Raw genomic sequence first — 17,270 nt, 5'->3', positions numbered from 1 at the left:
AATAGCAATCCTTAATGCTTATTATATCTGCAATATAACTGTCATTTAGCTACTATAAATTTGTCACTCAACTGCAATATTCTCAGTTTAAATTTGGTATATACCATATAGAGAGTGCTGTAGTATGAGCAACCAAACTTATTTGAATATTGAAAACGTTGTAAAGCAATTTGGCCAATTTACAGCGTTAAAAGACATCTCCCTATCGATAGATAAAGGCGAGTTCGTCTGCTTCCTTGGCCCATCTGGCTGTGGAAAAACCACCTTATTACGTGCGATTGCAGGCCTAGACTTACCAACGTCAGGTTCCATTGAGCAGAACGGTAATGATACGACCTTCTTGCCACCAGAAAAGCGCGACTTTGGCATCGTGTTCCAATCTTACGCTTTGTTTCCAAATCTCACTGTAGAAGAAAACATTGCGATTGGTCTGAAAAACCAAGGCATGTCGACCAAAGAAGCCCTTGAGACGGTTGAGTCTTGGTTAGAGACCATCGGCTTACCAACATCTGGTCAGAAATACCCAAATCAGCTATCTGGTGGACAACAGCAGCGTGTTGCTCTGGCTCGCGCATTAGCCTTGTCTCCAGGCTTGTTGTTACTCGATGAACCGCTGTCTGCGTTGGATGCGAAGGTAAGAACACATCTGCGTGACGAGATCTGCCAACTGCAACGCAAGTTGGGTATCACCACTATCATGGTGACGCACGACCAAGATGAAGCCTTAACGATGGCAGACCGAATTGTGGTGATGAATCATGGTGTTATCGAGCAGGTCGGTGCTCCTCAAGAGATCTACCAAAAACCTGTCAGTCGTTTTGTGGCTGAGTTTGTTGGTAGCATGAACTTCATTCAAGCTTCTGTTGCGGCTCAAGGCAAGATGCGTATTGCTGAGTCAATGCTGCCGTTACCTGGCTTAGATAATCTCACGCCAAATCTGGGTGATGTTTTTGATATTGCCGTTCGTCCAGAGCAAATCCAGTTTGTTGATCGTTTTAGTGAATCCTTGCCAGTGAGAATCGTATCAAGCGAATTCTTAGGGGCGTTTTATCGTGTTGAGTGTCAATTGCAACATGACTCAACGGCGAAAGAGATCATCGTTGATGTACCCGTCAAAGAGTTCAACCGATTGAAGCTGCGTCGCAGTGATATTTGTTACGTGGCGTTTGATCAAGAAGGCCTTAGAGCTTACTCATCGAAAAGCCTGCAAGTGATGAAAGACGAGGCGGCGTAATCAATCATGGAATCGACTCAAATGATGCAATCTAAGCTGCTAATTCAACGACGAGTACAACCTTTTCTGGCTCGGTTAAGCAAAGACAACGTAATTCTATTTGGGCTGTTGGCCTTTTTGTCTGTGGTCATGACGTTGTTTATCCTGATGCCACTGTGGGCAATGTTGAAAAAGAGTGTTCAGAACGCAGACGGTGAATTTGTAGGTTTACAGAATTTCGCTACGTATTTTGCGTCTCAAAGCCTGTGGCAGTCGGTAGGCAATACCTTCACGCTTGGATTGCTAGTGACCGTAGTCGTGGGTGTCTTGGCGTTTGGTTATGCCTATGCGCTAACTCGTTCATGCATGCCTTTTAAGGGGCTTTTTCAAGTACTGGGTTCTGCGCCTATTCTTGCTCCGTCACTGCTTCCTGCAATCAGTTTGATCTTCTTATTTGGTAACCAAGGTATCGCTAAAGAAGTCTTGGGGGGCAACTCGGTTTATGGTTTGATTGGTATCTCACTGGGCTTGATATTTTGGACGTTTCCACACGCCTTGATGATTCTGACCACCTCATTAAGAACCTCTGACGCTCGCCTTTATGAGGCAGCACGTGCACTCAATACTTCATCGTTAAAAACTTTCTTTATGGTGACGTTACCTGCGGCAAAATACGGCTTGATCAGTACCCTGATCGTTGTGTTTACGCTGGTGGCTTGTGACTTTGGTGTGCCAAAGGTGATAGGTGGTAGCTACAACGTGTTATCGACTGACATCTTTAAGCAGGTGGTTGGTCAACAGAACTTCTCTATGGGTGCAGTAACCAGTATCTTGCTGCTATTACCTGCGTTGCTTGCGTTTACCGTTGACCGCTGGGTTCAAAAGAAACAAAAGAGCTTGTTTGATACTCGTTCTGTCGCGTACCAACCTGAACCTAGTTCACTACGTGATGGCTTATGTTTCCTTTATTGCACCATCATCTCTGCTGCTGTGGTTATTGTGTTGGGCATGGCGATATACGGTTCGATGGTCACCTTCTGGCCTTGGAACAAAGCGCTGACGCTAAACAACTACAACTTCGCAGAAATGAGTACTTATGGTTGGGCGCCATTCTTCAACTCCTTAACGCTTGGTGCTTGGACTGCGGTTATTGGTACTGTTCTGATTTTCTTAGGTGCATACTGCATTGAGAAAGGTCGCGCCTTCGGTCCTGTTCGTCAAGCGATGCAAATGCTCAGCGTTGTTCCGATGGCCGTTCCGGGTATGGTGCTGGGTTTGGGTTATATCTTCTACTTCAATGATTTGAGTAACCCACTTAACTTCTTGTATGGCACGATGGCGTTCTTGGTGATTAATACCGTGGTTCACTACTACACGGTAGGGCACATGACGGCGTTAACGGCATTGAAACAACTGCCTTCCGAAATTGAAGCAACAGCGGCTTCGGTAAACTTACCGCAATACAAGCTGTTCTTTAAGGTGACGTTACCTGTTTGTCTGCCGGCGATTTTAGATATTGCGACATACCTGTTTATTAATGCACTTACCACGACATCTGCGGTAGTATTCTTGTATTCTACCAATACGATTCCAGCGTCAGTATCAGTACTGAATATGGACGATGCAGGTCAAACCGGTGCAGCAGCAGCGATGGCGGTGATGATCATGATATCTGCAGCGAGTGCGAAGTTGATTCATATGCTAATCAACAAGTTATTCGATAAGCGCACCCAAGCTTGGCGTAAACGCTAGCGAACCACTTATATTGCAGTTGGCCAAGGAGTGGCTGACGACAAGAACAAGAATGAAAGGAAATGAAGTGCAGTACGTAAAAATCAAAGATGTCATCGTAGAGCAGATAGAGTCGGGGATGTTAACACCACGACAGAAGCTGCCTGCGGAACGTAAGCTGGCTGAATCGTTTGATACGACTCGAGTTACCTTACGCGAAGCCTTGTCTTCACTTGAAGCGGAAGGGCGCATTTATCGAGAAGACCGACGTGGTTGGTTTATCTCTCCCGAGCCGCTTCGTTACGATCCAACACAAACGCTGAACTTCACCAATATGGCTCTATCGCAGAATCGACAGCCGAAAACTGAGTTGGTGGCGGCGAAAGGAATGTTAGCAACCAAGGAGGCGACTCGGCTTCTTGAGTTACAACCTTTCTCGGACGTTTATCGAGTAGACAGAGTTCGTTATCTTGAAGATAGGCCGGTTGTGTATGTGACCAACTACATTCGACCAGAGTTGTTCCCTAACTTGCTTGATTATGACTTGTCTAAATCGTTGACGGACATCTACCGCGAACACTTTGGTGTGGTGTATCAGAAGATCCGTTACCGAGTGAGCACAACGTCTTTACTTGGCGAGACAGCGCAAGCCCTGCGTGCGACTTCTGGCTCACCTGCAATGGTTGTTGAGCGTGTTAACTACAATCAAAACGGCGATCTGATTGACTGTGATATTGAGTATTGGCGTCATGACGCGATCAGTATTGAGTCAATCGCGCAGCTAGAGCGCTAGTCATACGTTAGAACGTTAGCATATCTGCAATTATGCAGGATTGCCCAATTGAAAAGTTCAAAGGTCTCTTATTCGGAGGCCTTTTTATCACCTGTTGTCAGCCGTTGTGCTAATTCATCTATAATTTAGGAATGAAATGGAATTCTCTGCCATCGTCATCGTGACTATTTCGGCTTTGCTTCACGCGGGTTGGAACGTTCTAGGTAAATCGAATCAAGGATCGGGCTCGTCTTTCTTCTTAGCCTCTGGCTTTGCCGCTGCTGCGATATTGACGCCTTACTTGATCTGGTATGTTCACAGCGTTGGACTGTCAAATATCTTACTTCCATTTTGGCAACTGGTTTTCTTGAGTGGGATCTGTCAAATCATCTATTTGATTGGGTTAGGCGCGGCCTATAAACAAGCTGATATCGGTGTGATTTACCCAATGGCACGGGCACTGCCCGTGTTGATGGTGGGTTTAGGCACGGTGTTGATAGGCTATGAGCTGTCACCTAATCAATGGTTTGGCTTCACCTTGATTACCTTGGGTTGTTTGTTTGTACCACTTAAGAAGTTTTCAGATCTTAGGTTAAAAGCGTATCTCAACCTTGGCGTACTGTGGGCGTTAATCGCGGCCATTGGTACCACGGGCTATTCCATCATTGATAAAGAAGCGCTTCTGTTACTCGATCCTTTGAGCACACCAGTTATAACTAACAAGCACACCGCGATTTTCTACCTAGGCATTCAGTTTTGGGCAATTGTGATTCCGTTGAGTGTTTGGTTATTCGTAACCAACCAAAGAATCGAGTTTACTAATGCTTGGATACTGCGAAAGAAAGCCACGCTTGCAGGCATTATGATGGCTTCGACCTATGGCTTAGTGCTGTTTGCGATGACCATGACTGAAAATGTCAGCTTGGTTGTTGCTCTTAGGCAAGTGAGTATCATTTTCGGCGTAGTGATGGGGATCTACTTTTTAAAGGAAAAGTGGCACGCGACTCGCGGTGTAGGCGTATCTCTAATTATTGCTGGCTTAGTTATCTCATTGACTTAAAAGATCGCCTGAGTGATTGGGGATTTGTGAATAGGTATCTCTATTAAGTTAAATGAAAAAACGCCCTTAGCGAAACAAACTTCGTTAAGGGCGTTTTCTCTTTATCTAGTAAGAAGCTGTAGGTAGTAAAAGACTTACCCCGCTAAATCTTGAGCATCTTGCTGTTTCAACACTTTGTGGCCATCTTCAGTGACACCACGTTTCCAGTAGCTGCTGATGTAGATGTTCTCTTTCGCGACTTCTTTTTCGTTGCGGAAGTATTGTCTTAGCTCACGCATGCTTTCAAATTCACACGCTGTCCATATTGAAACCTGACCTTCTAACCATTCTGTGTTGCGCACGGTTTGTGAAAGTGACTCTGAGGTTTCATCTTCAATCAACCAGGTTACTTTGATACCTTGAGGAGTCTCAAGTACCTGCTTATCTGCTGCTGAGTTGATCTGAATGATAGCGTGACCAGTTGCTGTTTCTGGGAGCGTTTTTACTTTTGCAGAAAGCGCAGGTAGGGACGTCATGTCTGCAACTAAGAAGAACCAGTCTGACTCTAGGTTAAGCCCCTGAATTAAACCAGGGCCAGCCACTGAAACCGTGTCACCCACTTTTGCGTTCATTGCCCATCGAGCCGCAAAACCACATTGCAAATCTGTAGTGATATGGCGAACAAAATCAACTTCAATCCACTGCTCTACAGGATTGTACTGACGAATGGTGTAAGTGCGCATGGTTGGGCGCTCACCTTCGTTTAGCTGGCTTAAATCAGTCGTGCCAAGTGGCGAGAATAAAAGCTTGATGTAGCCGCCGGCACATTCTGTTGGGTATTTACTTAATCCCTCACCGCTAAGCGTTATGCGCTGCATGTTTGGAGTAATTGTTGAGGTTTGAGTAACGGTTAATGTGATAGGGCTAGGCTTGCTCATATAAGGCTCTCTTAGATTTGGATTTCCACATCATAATCCTGAACTAAAAAACACTCAATACTAATAGTTATCATTTACTTTGATTTACACATGTACTACGTAACTTATACGACAGATCCTATTGAGAAACGGATCCTACAAAAAAGAGCCCTTTAGAAAACTAAAGGGCTCTTAGGATTGGTTTGACTCAGCGAACAGAATTAGCTGTTTGCTTGCTCTAGTTCAATCGTTTCTTCAGCGGCTTTCGCAGCTTCTAGCATCTTACGAATAATGAACGATGCTGCCATTGCGATACCTACCATCACGACGGCAAGAACAGTCAGCATTTGGAAGTAATCACCGTAAACCGTTTGCACGATCTCTTGTGTGATCTCTTGACCTTTCTCTAGTGCAATAGACGTTGAGAATACCGCGCCAACAATGCCTGATAGTGCGATAGCAACAGAGAACAAGCTTACTGAGAAGTTTTCAATGTGCTTAGGTGCAACAGACAGGATGAAGGCTACAACCATTGAACCTACAATCACTTCACCGAATGCTAGGAAGAAGTGAATCGCTAGGAAGACTTCTGGGCGGATCAGAATATCGTCACCAACTGTCGTTACTGCCATCGTAAGGATACCGAAAGCGATAGCCGTAAGGATGAAAGAGAAACCGACTTTGGTTGCAGTTGAGAAGTTAATGTTTTTCTTTTCTAGGTTAGAGAAGATACCCGCGATGATAGGGCCAGCAACCATACACCATAGTGGGTTCATTGCCATTGAAGCTTCAGGTGCGACAGGGATGAAACCAAATAGATCGCCACGCATTGTGTTGATCGCTACCATTGTCATCGAAGTCATCATCTGACCGTAGTACACGAAGAAACATGTCGTCAGGAATGTGATGATTAAGATAGTCCCCATTTTTAGCATGTCTGATTTCTTCGATTTCATCATCAAAGAGACAAAGTAGATGATCGCTGCACCACCGATTGCGTACACGATGTTTTGGCCAATATCCATGTTAGAGAACATGAAGAATACCAAGCCGATCATTGCTGCAGAAAGACCAAGGAACGCTGCCCAGTTTTTAGTGCTTACTGGTTTTTGGTCGATTTCAGCACTTGCTTCAACAAGGCCTTTGCGAACAAAGATCATCATCAGAAGCGCAGCACCGGCTAGCACCGCTGAAAGAAGGAAACCACCGTGGAAACCAACAACAAGTACTAGCATTGGGAACAGGTATTGGCCTAACAGAGCACCAATATTGTTTACTGAGTAGTTGATTGGGTAGCAGTTCTCAAAATCTTCTTGAGTTTTGAACGTGCGTTTGTAAAGACTTGGGTAAGAAGGGGACATCAAACCACGTGCATAACTTGCTAACGCAATACCACATAATGCCATCGGAACATTGGTTGCTGCTGCACCAAGTACCAGTAGAACGTAACCACTTGCGAACCCTAGGAAGGCAATGGTTAAAGATCGGTAGGCGCCTAAAAACTTGTCGGCGATAAAGCCACCTGCGATAGCAAATAGCGGTCCGATTGCAGAGAAAGCACCAACAACCATCATGGTGTCGGCTTCATTGTAGTTCAGATCTTCAAGGAAGAAACGAGTCAAGATCACCATGACGCCATAGAACGAAAGTCCGAACATCATTTGGCAGAACATCATTGATTTGTTTAATCTATTCCACATTATTTTATTCTCACGTTTGTATTAATATGTAGTGTAATTACCCGATTATAATATCATTAGTAGTAATACATAAACTGAAATATCTGTCCCAAACAGAACTTTACTCGATATATCTTTTCTTATGAGTGCATTCATATTTCTCATGAATGAGGTTTGCAACGTTAGATTTTGCAAGTGGATGCATGGCGGTATGAAATTTAGCCATCATCATTTGTGGCTAAGTAATGAACTAATAAAGGGAAAGTTAGAGGTAGTCATTCTATAAGTTATTTTGAGTGAGTATCACTTTCAATTAGCTGTTGGGCTTTAGCCAATAAAAAAGCCAGCTTGGTGGCTGGCTTTGTTGAGATATTGAAAACTAAGTTTACAAGAATGCCGTCTCTATAGAGGCTTTCTCTACTCGTGTTCCTGTCTGTTACTCACACGGGGGTGCCATGTGAATCACGGCCAGGCCGCCTAGAGAAGTTTCACGGTACTTCTTGTTCATGTCTTTACCTGTTTGATACATGGTCTCGATAACCTTGTCTAACGAGATAAGACACTTGCTGGTACGTTTCAACGCCATGCGCGATGCATTGATGGCTTTCATTGCACCCATTGCGTTACGTTCGATACATGGCACCTGAACAAGGCCACCGATCGGATCGCATGTCATGCCCAGTGAGTGTTCCATCGCGATCTCAGCGGCAATACAAATCTGTTCGTTGCTACCACCACGTAGGGCAGTTAGGCCTGCTGCGGCCATTGATGAAGAAACGCCGACTTCACCCTGACAACCTACCTCTGCGCCAGAAATCGAAGCGTTGGTTTTGTATAAGATGCCGATTGCGCCAGAGACTGCCAAGAAGTCTTTAAGCTGCTTAGTGTCTAGCTCTTTGATGAAACGATGGTAGTACATCAAAACCGCAGGAATAACGCCAGCCGCACCATTAGTAGGTGATGTCACGACCTGACCGCCCGCTGCATTCTCTTCACTCACGGCAAAGGCAAATAGGTTAATCCAATCCATGATCTCCATTGGATCGTTTTCAATCGAGGCATTCGCTTCAAGCTTTTTAAGCAGAGCAGGTGCTCGACGAGTGACTTCTAGACCGCCATCAAGAATGCCTTCCGTGTCAAAGCCACGCTGCATACACAGAGACATCACCTTCCAAATTTGGTCGGCTTTCCGGTCAATCACATCCATACCTTGGAAAGACACTTCGTTACGCAGAATTAAGCCACCAAGGCTCAGTCCTTGTTGTTCGGATAGTTCAAGTAACTGATCAGCGGAAGAGAAAGGGAACTCAACTTGTGTTTCTGCTTCCTGTTTGCCGTTTTGTAGCTCATCAGCGGTTGCGATAAAGCCACCACCAATCGAGTAGTAGGTTTCCATATCCAGAAGGCTGCCGCTTTCGTCAAAGGCAGAGATAGTCATGCCATTTTCATGCAACGGAAGGTTAGTTTTGTGGAAGAGCAGATCGCTTTCTACATCGAAATAAATTTCATGGTTACCGCTAACCAATAGAGATTTATCTTCAATCGCTTTACGCATTGCTTGGTTAGCACTGGTAATTTTGATGGTGTCGGGGCGGTTACCGAGCAAACCTAACAAAGTTGCTCTGTCTGTGTGGTGACCAATACCCGTCAATGATAACGAGCCGTATAAGTCGATTTGAATACGCTTCACTTGCTTAAGCTGAGCATCAATTTTTTGGGTAAAGTTAAACCCAGCGATCATTGGTCCATTTGTGTGGGAGCTGGATGGTCCAACCCCAATTTTGTAGATATCAAAAATAGACAGCATAGTAACTTCCTGTGAAGACGGTTCGATGGACGAACTCTGTGTAAAATTTGTATTTGGTTAGTTGCACTTCTTTGAGTGAACCTGTTCTGTGGGTGAAACAGTTATGCGATAGAGCGTATTCATTGATTGAAAGGGCTCTTTTATCGACTAGTGCTAACAAGCATAGAGCGATGAAATACAAGAGCGTGCTATGTTTGCTGTAAAGCGACACGTTTATTCTTGTATTACCTAAGATGTCGCTATCAATAGTGAGCATTATTGCGAGCAACATATAAGAATTTCAAAATACTTTTGTTAACAAGTATTGTATACATAATTCACTCCATCTAATCCCCAAAACGAGACTTGAACATAAAATGAGCATTAATCACCTCCTTATTGTGCTGGGTAAGCGACTTAATAAGAATAAATTGACTGATGAAGGAATCAGTCGAGTTGATGCTTTGGTTGAGTATCTGGCGGAGCCTTTGGTAGAAGAGTCGAATCAGCAAACTGCGGTAGCATTTTGTGGTGGGCTAACAAAAGGGCAAACACTGTCTGAAGCCGACGCGATGCACCAGTACTTTAGAAAGCTTGAAAAGCAGCGTGAACATCCGTTTTCTTTAGGGGCGATTTTGCTCGAGCAGCACTCGACCAACACTGTCGAGAACATACAGAACTTGGCCTCAGAGATGATTGCAAGCGGGCTGTTTACTCGCGGGCAAAGTGTGCAAGTGACATTCGTTTCGAATGACTACCATTTACAACGTATATTCGAGATTCAATCGCTCATGGGCGAGCAAGGTTTGCTTAAAGTTCTCATCGAGAAGTGTTCCGCACTTGGGGTAGAGCAGCAAATAGATCGCAGGTTGGAGGCTCATGTTGCGGTGCCATACCCACATCAAAGTGCTCAGGGGCAATTGTTTCTGTTGATGGACGTACTGACGACCTACCGAGTTTATCTTGAAGGTGTTTGTGCGGGCGCATTTAAGCGAGATTTAGAGTTGGTTAGACGAGAGCCAGAAAGACTGTCTTTGGAAGCATTGATCACTGCCAAAGAGCTCGTTGGACGTTCATCTGACTTTGACATTGTGGAGAGTTTACTCCCAGCATTGGAGCGCTGTATCCAGCAGACTTCAGTGGGTACCGATGTAAAAAAAGTCAGGGAATACCTAGCTCTACTAGATACTAACCTGACTTTATTGAATCGTTATTTAGATCCGGAATCGGATCACACACATCGCTGGTGGCGATAGGTGATTATTTCTTTCTCGTGATGCCAAAAGCTAGAAGTTCAGTGCCTTCTTCAGCGATGTTTTTAACCGCTCGAACGTAATCATCGCCCATAACATTGTGCCAGAAGGCTCATGTGCTTTTTACAGTGATTAACTTTGGTTTTCTGAATCTTGCTCATGGTTATTGCGGTAGTACTCCCACTGTTCAATGCGCTCGCCGTCATCGAATACACAGTAAGTTGTACGCTGATTGTTTTCAGTAACCGTGTCTAATTCACCGTCTTGTTGAACACAATAAACCGCTGCTGGGTTAGCGACTGAAACACGTTGGCCCTCGCTATATTCTGCATAGTCGTTTGCACAACCGCCTAATACAACGGCACATACAGCCATCAAACCAATTTTCTTCATGTCTATCTCCTACGTGATAACTCTATAATCGAATGCGTTAAGTTCTACAGAACCAAATGAGAAGCTCTATGAAATTAGTATATTTTAGATTTCAGAAAAGGTTGTCCTAATTTGGTCAAGATATTGAAATAGGTTGATATTTCTTCATGTTTAACGACTTTTTGAGTGTTAGATCAAGCTAAGTGGATTCAAGTTACCGTAGGAATATCCCCGTCCGATCCGTTCTGGTTAGCGGTTGTGAACCTCGAATCTATTGATGATTATGATATGATGCCGCCAAATTCAGTAGAGCAGTCAGAATCATGAGACACCTAAAAACAACCATCCATCCTGATATCGACCATCTAGACAATAAAACGGTCTATAAGCGCAACGCTGCCCGTGCCATTGTGTTAGATGGTGAAGACATTCTGATGCTGTATACAGAGCGTTATCACGACTACACCATTCCTGGTGGTGGTTTGGATGAAGGGGAAGATGTGATCGCAGGTATGGTTCGTGAACTCGAAGAAGAGACTGGCGCGAAGAATATCCATAGCATCAAGCCGTTCGGCATTTTTGAAGAGTTTCGTCCTTGGTACAAAGATGATGCAGACATGATGCACATGATTTCTTACTGCTACTCATGCAAGATCGATCGTGAGCTTGGTGAAACGGCTTACGAAGATTATGAAGTGAAAAACGGGATGAAACCGGTGTGGATGAATATCCATGAAGCGATCGCTCATAACGAAAAGACCATGGCAGAGAGCCCTAAGAAGGGCATGAGTATTGAACGTGAAACCTTTTTGCTGCATTTGATTGCCAAAGAGATGCTTTAGCCGTTATCAATACTAGCCTGCTAAGCTATTTATTTGCCGCCACTTTTGGCGGCAAAATTGTTTCCAGCAATGCTAAAATTTAATAGCGGAAACTAATTATTGAATATAGTTGATATTGTCAACTAAGTGTTTTTGATGTATCTTTACCTCAGCGATGAACCTATCTAGCTTAACTGCTCGGTTATATCGCTAAATCTCGCTGTGAGCCTGCCCTAAACAAAGAATACTATGAATAAAAGACAGTTTATTGCCCATTATCTGCGCATGAATCGCACCTCGTACTTATTGGCGATTGTATTCATCTTTCTCGTCAACTGGTTACAAGTAGAGATCCCTCGCTATATCCAATTGGCGATAGATTTGATTGATGATGCCTCTTCAACTGGCCACCAACAGCTTCAAACCTATGTTTGGATTGTGGTCGGGATGTCGGTTGCCATGGTGGTGGTGAGAATTTTGTCTCGTATTTATGCGCTTAATCCGGGGCGAATTACAGAGGCTGCGCTCAAAAGTACTCTTTTACAAAAGCTGAATCGCTTACCGAGCAGCTTTCACGAACGCTTTGCTTCGGGTCGACTGATCTCGATTATCAACAATGACCTTAGTGGCATTCGACTGCTGTTTGGTGTCGGCTTCTTGCAGTTCTTCAATGCCTTGCTTGCGTTGTCGTTGACGCCTCTTTACATGTGGCGCATATCGCCAGAACTCACACTGTATTCGATCATTCCTATCTCAATCGCTTTTGTGATTTTCCGTGTGGGCTTCAAGCGTATGAAAACGCTGCATTTAGAGCACATGAAGCGCCTACAAAATCTGTCTGCTCAGCTAATGAGTTACCTGTCTGGGATTGATCTCATTAAGAGCCAGCAGATGTCACCTTGGGTGAAAGCTGAAACTGAAAAACTGAACCAGTTATTGCTTGAATGCCGCCTTAAAATTACACGCATTCAAGTCTTCTTTATGCCGGTACTCGACTACGCCAATGACCTGATGAAAATCATCATTCTTGGGCTTGGTGGCTACATGTTAATGAGACAGGAACTCACACTTGGTGAGATTACCGCCTTTCTGACTTACTCAGTTTTGCTCGCTATGCCATTGATGCAACTTGGCAGAATCGCGACCATTTATCAGCGAGGCATGGTCGGTATCCAAAGTGCACAAACCATTCTTAATGCCAAAGTCCCAGAGCTAGATGAAGATAAGCTTACTGAATTAGATGTTGAATCGCTGAAGGGAAAAACGTTTTCCGTTCGCAATCTCAGCTTCAGCTATTCAGGTGAAGAACGCGTGATTCTCGATGACATCAGCTTTGATATTCCAACAGGTAAGAAAGTGGGTGTGTTAGGCGGGATCGGAGCGGGTAAAACGACATTAGTGAACTGCTTAAACCACCACTTGGATGTACCACAAGGTTCTGTTTTCCTTGGTGAAAGAGATGTCACTAGCTTCTCACGCAGTGACTTACGCCGTTACGTGAAAACCGTGACTCAAGACCCTTACCTGTTTTCAGCAACCGTCGAAGACAATATCCGCTTTGGTAGCCTAGATACCGATTTGGCAAAGAGTCAGGTTGATGAAGTGCTAGAGCTCAGCCAGTTGGCTAGTGATGTGACACGTTTTGAACACGGCGATCAAACCTTAGTCGGTGAGAAAGGGATCATGTTGTCAGGTGGTCAGAAACAGCGCTTAAGTATTGCGCGTGCTTTATTACAACCCACCGATCTGATCATCATGGATAACGTTCTATCGGCTGTCGACTATGAAACAGAACGTAAGATCTTGGAAGGTTTGTTTAAACGTTTGGAAAATCAATCGGTTCTTGTGGTTTCACACCGCGTTAATGCCCTTGAATATATGGATGAAGTCATCGTGTTGAACGAAGGTAAAGTGATCGCGAAGGGCGACCACGCCACGTTATTGAAAACCTGTGATTACTATTACGATACATGGCAACTACAGCAGAATGAAACGGAGGCAGCAGCATGTTAAAACGTGTTGATCTCAAGTACCTCAAGCACTTTTTTAAGTTTGCTAAGAAATACAAAGGCTCTGCGATTCTGGGCATCGCTATGCTTCCTCTTTCTGTCATCACGAGCTTGTTGTTCCCTTGGCTGATCATTCAAGTGATCGATGTTCACCTGAGTCACGGGGATATGGATGGTCTGCTCGAATACGTCTTCTATCTCGTTGCCGTGCTGGTGGCGAGTTATGTGGTGGATACCACCTATTCGTACAATCTGCGTAAAACTGGTCAATACACGATAACTGACATGCGCTCAGTATTGTTTGCTCGCGTGCTCAAACTACCGCGCAGCTATTTTGATAACACACCGATTGGCGTAACGCTTTCACGATTAACCAGTGATTTGGAAACCATCGGCGAGACGTTTGTTCAGTCGGTTGTCGGGCTAGTTAAAGACAGCATCAATACCATTGCTCTGTTAGTGATGATGTTCTTTATTGATTGGCAGTTAACGATGATTGTATTGATCATTATGCCACCAGTGATGTATTTGACGGTTTATGTACGAAACCGACTTCGTGCACTCTATAAGGTGACTCGTTCTTCGTTGGCTCGCGGTATTGGCTTTTTACAAGAAGTCTTATTTGGCATGAAAACCGTTCAGATGTACCGAGCGGAAGAGCAAGTCGAGCAACGCTACCAAGGCTATACCGATGAGTTTTTAAGAGCGCAGAAGAAGATCAATAAATACGATGCGATTTTGTTCTCGTTTATCTCCGGCATCACTTCAATCACTATCGCGATTATGATCTGGTATGGCTCTGAGCAAGTGATAGAAGGAGCGCTCACCTTGGGTGTGCTGATTGCGTTCATCAATACTTTAGAGAAAGTGTTTGTTCCGATCCGAGACTTTACTTCGCAGATCGCTTCGATTCAGAGTTCATTTGCAGCGTTTGACCATATTGAAGAACTGTTTGTTGAGCCGACTGAAGAGGAAGGGCGTAACCTGCTGCCATCTAACAAGGTTGAGAAACAGCTTGAACAGTTTGTGAGCCTAGAGTTTAAGAACGTAAGCTTCCGCTACAAAGACGACTCTCCCTACGTTCTAAAGAATGTCTCGTTTGTATTGGAGAAAGGGCATCAAATCGCCCTTGTGGGTTCGACGGGTTCGGGCAAGTCGACGATTCTGCGTCTGATCTCTAAAACCTACCAAGATTATGAAGGCAGCATTTTGTTGAATGGAATAGAGCTGTCACAGATCTCAAGTGAAGACTCTGCTCATTTGTTCTCAATGATGATGCAAGACGTGCACTTATTTGAAGAGACCATCCAATTCAATATCGCGCTGGGCAAAACGCATCTATCTAGAACTGAGGTTGAACAGGCGGCGCGCTATGTTTATGCCGATAAGTTTATTGAACAATTGCCACAAGGTTATGACTTCCACTTGGAAAAGAACGGCTCTAACTTGTCTGTAGGGCAAACGCAGCTTATCTCGTTCGCTCGAGCGGTTGCACAGGGTGGTCAATTGATGATGCTTGATGAGGCGACCAGTTCGGTAGATTCAATCACTGAAGACCTGATTCAAAAAGCAATGCAGCGCCTTTTCAAGGAAAAAACCGTGATTGCGATTGCACACCGTTTGAGTACCGTTCGTCACTCAGATACGATTTTGGTGTTGGAAAAGGGTGAAATTGTTGAGCAAGGTAATCATCAACAGCTGGTGGCACACAATGGTATTTATGCTGGCTTGTTACAAGAATCGATTGTAGAAACGGGCGATTCTCAAGTAACGGTTGCCTGATCACCTCAAATCAGGTTTACCGTTATCGATACTATGAATTGGTGTTGCTTATGTTTCACCAATTTCTATTCTTTTCTAGTATTCCCAGTAGCTTAGGGAAAATAAAACATATTTTACGATTATTAATATGTTATGATCTCCCTACTACTAAAGGGGTGTCTTAGGGCATCGGGATGTATGCAAGCAAAAAGAACCGGCTTGTGTCAGTCACTTTCTGGCGAATATGGAATCGAAAATGTTGTTGGAAGAAGTTGTAGAAATTATCGAATTAACCGACTCAGACCATTTATCTCAAGCAATGGAACTGTTTAACGAGCATGGTTTTGTTGATGCTGAGTCTTTACCTTTTATGAATGTTGTTTTTGAAACAGCACCAGATCAACTTGCGAAGAAGCTGTCGCAGATTGGTTTTAAAGGTTTAGTGCAAGTCGAAAAGAACGAAGATGCATCAGGCTTCACCATTATTGATGCTGACCGTGTTCTGCTAAAAGATTCTGCTTAGTTGAAAGGCTCTGCTTAGCTGCAAGATTCTTCTTAATGACAAGAATAAGATTCAGCTTAGTGAAAAGACTCTATCCAGTTCAGTAACACCCGCTATGATTATTTGAGGTTAACACAGTGACAACAGCAACCGTTTCATCAACAGAACAACATATTTCCAACGAACATTCGCTTTTAGGTGCATCGTTATTAGCGTCTCAAAAAGTTGAGTTGGCTCTGTTCAGTGTGATCTCTAAATTAGCTAAAGCCCTATCAAAAGAGCAGCAACAGTCATTAGGTTTGGATTTGGATACCTTTTTAAGGGAGAAGCCAAGTGAACAAGCCTCGACTCTGAGCCGCTACGAAAATACGTTTGGTGAGCAACTTCCTTTGAAGGCCAATGAACTCAACGATTTTATTTATCATCGAAACTTGGTTACTCGTGGATTTTGGCGTGTGACTGGAGCTGATGTTAAAGGCGGTGAGAAGCTTGCTAACCCAGAGCTTTATTTAAAAGAGTTCTTGGCCAAGTGTGAATACTGGCAAGTGATGCTTGATACTCAAACCAAGTAATCAAATAGAAATAAGAAAGCCATAGCGAACATGCTATGGCTTTTTTGTTGTTTGTGCAAATTGTCTTGAATTCTTTGAATCTAGAGCATCATCTTCAATACATAGTTCCTAGAGACAAAGTGGTGTTTAAGTGTGGCACTGATATGCAGCACAATTAAACAGGCTAGGGCAATACAACTGGCACGATGGAAATAGAAAAAGAAGCCGTTGATTGCAGAGTCGGTAATTAGATTATTTACGCTCACTAACCAAAATAAAGAGTACGGTTCTTTTAGCATTAAGTAGCCGGTGCTGAAAACCATAAACATCACAAGATACATCAAAGAGTGTGCAAGCTTGGCAACGCATTTTTGCCCTTCAGGCACAGAGGTTGGCATGCTTGGCGACGAGCGAAAGTGGCTCCAGATATAACGAACCACAAGCAGTGGCGTCGCAACGGTCGCCAATGACATGTTGAGCACTGACAGCAAAGAAAACAGCTCTGGATGACTGGTGACATTGTGCATCACATACCCTGCGATTGTTGCATAGATGATTACAGAAGCCATTACCCAGTGCAGTACACGGCTTACTAAATCGTATCGTGGATTATTCAAATTAACCTCGTTCTGATCGTTATTAATATAAGATTCATCTCGATGCAATAAACCATTTTTCGGTATATTCGCATCGCGAATTAATCATATAGAACAGTATTACGCGGTATTTTTATAATTTAGAAATTAATGATGTTGCTTCAGGTGTTTTATAATTATCAATGATGTTTTAGAGTGTTAATTCCAATATGGACATAGCAAACTTGTCGACTTCCTAGCTTGTATGCCTATTACGAGATACAGTTAG

General features: G+C 43.9%; 15 protein-coding genes. 10 read left to right on the top strand and 5 right to left on the bottom strand.

What is annotated here, in order from left to right; translation table 11 throughout:
- Window positions 1-124 precede the first annotated feature (124 nt).
- The 4 genes from AB6F11_RS03825 to AB6F11_RS03810 all read left to right on the top strand — a co-directional run bounded on the left by AB6F11_RS03825 (window position 125) and on the right by AB6F11_RS03810 (window position 4,776).
- Window positions 125-1,234, top strand: a complete 1,110-nt coding sequence (locus AB6F11_RS03825; RefSeq protein WP_102393585.1) for a putative 2-aminoethylphosphonate ABC transporter ATP-binding protein — start codon at window positions 125-127, stop codon at window positions 1,232-1,234.
- Between the two features lie 21 nt (window positions 1,235-1,255).
- Window positions 1,256-2,965, top strand: coding sequence for a putative 2-aminoethylphosphonate ABC transporter permease subunit (locus AB6F11_RS03820; protein WP_372126005.1), 1,710 nt, complete (start codon window positions 1,256-1,258; stop codon window positions 2,963-2,965).
- 67 nt (window positions 2,966-3,032) lie between these two features.
- Complete coding sequence (phnR, locus tag AB6F11_RS03815) at window positions 3,033-3,737, top strand: phosphonate utilization transcriptional regulator PhnR (RefSeq protein ID WP_029235340.1); 705 nt, start codon at window positions 3,033-3,035, stop codon at window positions 3,735-3,737.
- A 136-nt stretch (window positions 3,738-3,873) separates the two neighbouring features.
- Complete coding sequence (locus AB6F11_RS03810) at window positions 3,874-4,776, top strand: multidrug transporter (protein WP_102393583.1); 903 nt, start codon at window positions 3,874-3,876, stop codon at window positions 4,774-4,776.
- A 134-nt stretch (window positions 4,777-4,910) separates the two neighbouring features.
- Here the strand turns inward: AB6F11_RS03810 and AB6F11_RS03805 are convergent, their stop codons facing one another.
- The 3 genes from AB6F11_RS03805 to AB6F11_RS03795 form a co-directional block, all read right to left on the bottom strand.
- Window positions 4,911-5,693, bottom strand: coding sequence for a siderophore-interacting protein (locus AB6F11_RS03805; protein ID WP_017070633.1), 783 nt, complete (start codon window positions 5,691-5,693; stop codon window positions 4,911-4,913).
- Between the two features lie 200 nt (window positions 5,694-5,893).
- Complete coding sequence (locus AB6F11_RS03800; protein ID WP_080582209.1) at window positions 5,894-7,372, bottom strand: peptide MFS transporter; 1,479 nt, start codon at window positions 7,370-7,372, stop codon at window positions 5,894-5,896.
- Between the two features lie 415 nt (window positions 7,373-7,787).
- Window positions 7,788-9,158, bottom strand: a complete 1,371-nt coding sequence (locus tag AB6F11_RS03795; protein WP_102393582.1) for an L-serine ammonia-lyase — start codon at window positions 9,156-9,158, stop codon at window positions 7,788-7,790.
- Between the two features lie 356 nt (window positions 9,159-9,514).
- On the opposite strand from AB6F11_RS03795, the gene AB6F11_RS03790 reads away from it, so the two are divergent.
- Complete coding sequence (locus AB6F11_RS03790; protein WP_102393581.1) at window positions 9,515-10,393, top strand: YdcF family protein; 879 nt, start codon at window positions 9,515-9,517, stop codon at window positions 10,391-10,393.
- A gap of 129 nt (window positions 10,394-10,522) precedes the next feature.
- Here the strand turns inward: AB6F11_RS03790 and AB6F11_RS03785 are convergent, their stop codons facing one another.
- Window positions 10,523-10,783, bottom strand: a complete 261-nt coding sequence (locus AB6F11_RS03785; protein WP_017059521.1) for a DUF333 domain-containing protein — start codon at window positions 10,781-10,783, stop codon at window positions 10,523-10,525.
- A gap of 302 nt (window positions 10,784-11,085) precedes the next feature.
- Here AB6F11_RS03785 and AB6F11_RS03780 point away from each other — a divergent pair, with 302 nt between their 5' ends.
- The 5 genes from AB6F11_RS03780 to AB6F11_RS03760 all read left to right on the top strand — a co-directional run bounded on the left by AB6F11_RS03780 (window position 11,086) and on the right by AB6F11_RS03760 (window position 16,427).
- A complete protein-coding gene (locus AB6F11_RS03780) occupies window positions 11,086-11,604 on the top strand; it encodes an NUDIX hydrolase (protein WP_017059522.1) in 519 nt (172 codons plus the stop codon).
- Between the two features lie 228 nt (window positions 11,605-11,832).
- The gene (locus tag AB6F11_RS03775) at window positions 11,833-13,596 is read left to right on the top strand and encodes an ABC transporter ATP-binding protein (RefSeq protein WP_017059523.1); all 1,764 of its coding nucleotides are present in this window, start codon (window positions 11,833-11,835) and stop codon (window positions 13,594-13,596) included.
- A complete protein-coding gene (locus AB6F11_RS03770; RefSeq protein ID WP_017064807.1) occupies window positions 13,590-15,374 on the top strand; it encodes an ABC transporter ATP-binding protein in 1,785 nt (594 codons plus the stop codon). The genes AB6F11_RS03775 and AB6F11_RS03770 overlap by 7 nt, the downstream gene beginning before the upstream one ends.
- A 235-nt stretch (window positions 15,375-15,609) precedes the next feature.
- Complete coding sequence (locus AB6F11_RS03765; protein WP_017059525.1) at window positions 15,610-15,876, top strand: hypothetical protein; 267 nt, start codon at window positions 15,610-15,612, stop codon at window positions 15,874-15,876.
- Window positions 15,877-15,992: 116 nt separating this feature from the next.
- Window positions 15,993-16,427 carry a hypothetical protein gene (locus tag AB6F11_RS03760; protein ID WP_102393580.1) on the top strand — a complete coding sequence of 145 codons (435 nt, stop codon included), beginning with the start codon at window positions 15,993-15,995 and terminating at the stop codon, window positions 16,425-16,427.
- Window positions 16,428-16,507: 80 nt separating this feature from the next.
- Here the strand turns inward: AB6F11_RS03760 and AB6F11_RS03755 are convergent, their stop codons facing one another.
- Complete coding sequence (locus AB6F11_RS03755) at window positions 16,508-17,023, bottom strand: cytochrome b (RefSeq protein ID WP_104216171.1); 516 nt, start codon at window positions 17,021-17,023, stop codon at window positions 16,508-16,510.
- Window positions 17,024-17,270: the final 247 nt, after the last annotated feature.

Origin of the sequence: Vibrio sp. 10N.247.311.14 (assembly GCF_041467715.1) — a bacterium.
Taxonomy (GTDB): Bacteria; Pseudomonadota; Gammaproteobacteria; order Enterobacterales; family Vibrionaceae; genus Vibrio; species Vibrio crassostreae_C.
This window is presented reverse-complemented; position numbering and strand designations above follow the sequence as displayed.

Bases quoted from the DNA above. Each gene is read 5' to 3' on its own strand.
- AB6F11_RS03825 (WP_102393585.1), top strand. From the start codon at position 125: ATGAGCAACCAAACTTATTTGAATATTGAAAACGTTGTAAAGCAATTT.
- AB6F11_RS03820 (WP_372126005.1), top strand. From the start codon at position 1,256: ATGATGCAATCTAAGCTGCTAATTCAACGACGAGTACAACCTTTTCTG.
- AB6F11_RS03810 (WP_102393583.1), top strand. From the start codon at position 3,874: ATGGAATTCTCTGCCATCGTCATCGTGACTATTTCGGCTTTGCTTCAC.
- AB6F11_RS03805 (WP_017070633.1), bottom strand. From the start codon at position 5,693: ATGAGCAAGCCTAGCCCTATCACATTAACCGTTACTCAAACCTCAACA.
- AB6F11_RS03800 (WP_080582209.1), bottom strand. From the start codon at position 7,372: ATGTGGAATAGATTAAACAAATCAATGATGTTCTGCCAAATGATGTTC.
- AB6F11_RS03795 (WP_102393582.1), bottom strand. From the start codon at position 9,158: ATGCTGTCTATTTTTGATATCTACAAAATTGGGGTTGGACCATCCAGC.
- AB6F11_RS03790 (WP_102393581.1), top strand. From the start codon at position 9,515: ATGAGCATTAATCACCTCCTTATTGTGCTGGGTAAGCGACTTAATAAG.
- AB6F11_RS03785 (WP_017059521.1), bottom strand. From the start codon at position 10,783: ATGAAGAAAATTGGTTTGATGGCTGTATGTGCCGTTGTATTAGGCGGT.
- AB6F11_RS03780 (WP_017059522.1), top strand. From the start codon at position 11,086: ATGAGACACCTAAAAACAACCATCCATCCTGATATCGACCATCTAGAC.
- AB6F11_RS03775 (WP_017059523.1), top strand. From the start codon at position 11,833: ATGAATAAAAGACAGTTTATTGCCCATTATCTGCGCATGAATCGCACC.
- AB6F11_RS03770 (WP_017064807.1), top strand. From the start codon at position 13,590: ATGTTAAAACGTGTTGATCTCAAGTACCTCAAGCACTTTTTTAAGTTT.
- AB6F11_RS03765 (WP_017059525.1), top strand. From the start codon at position 15,610: ATGTTGTTGGAAGAAGTTGTAGAAATTATCGAATTAACCGACTCAGAC.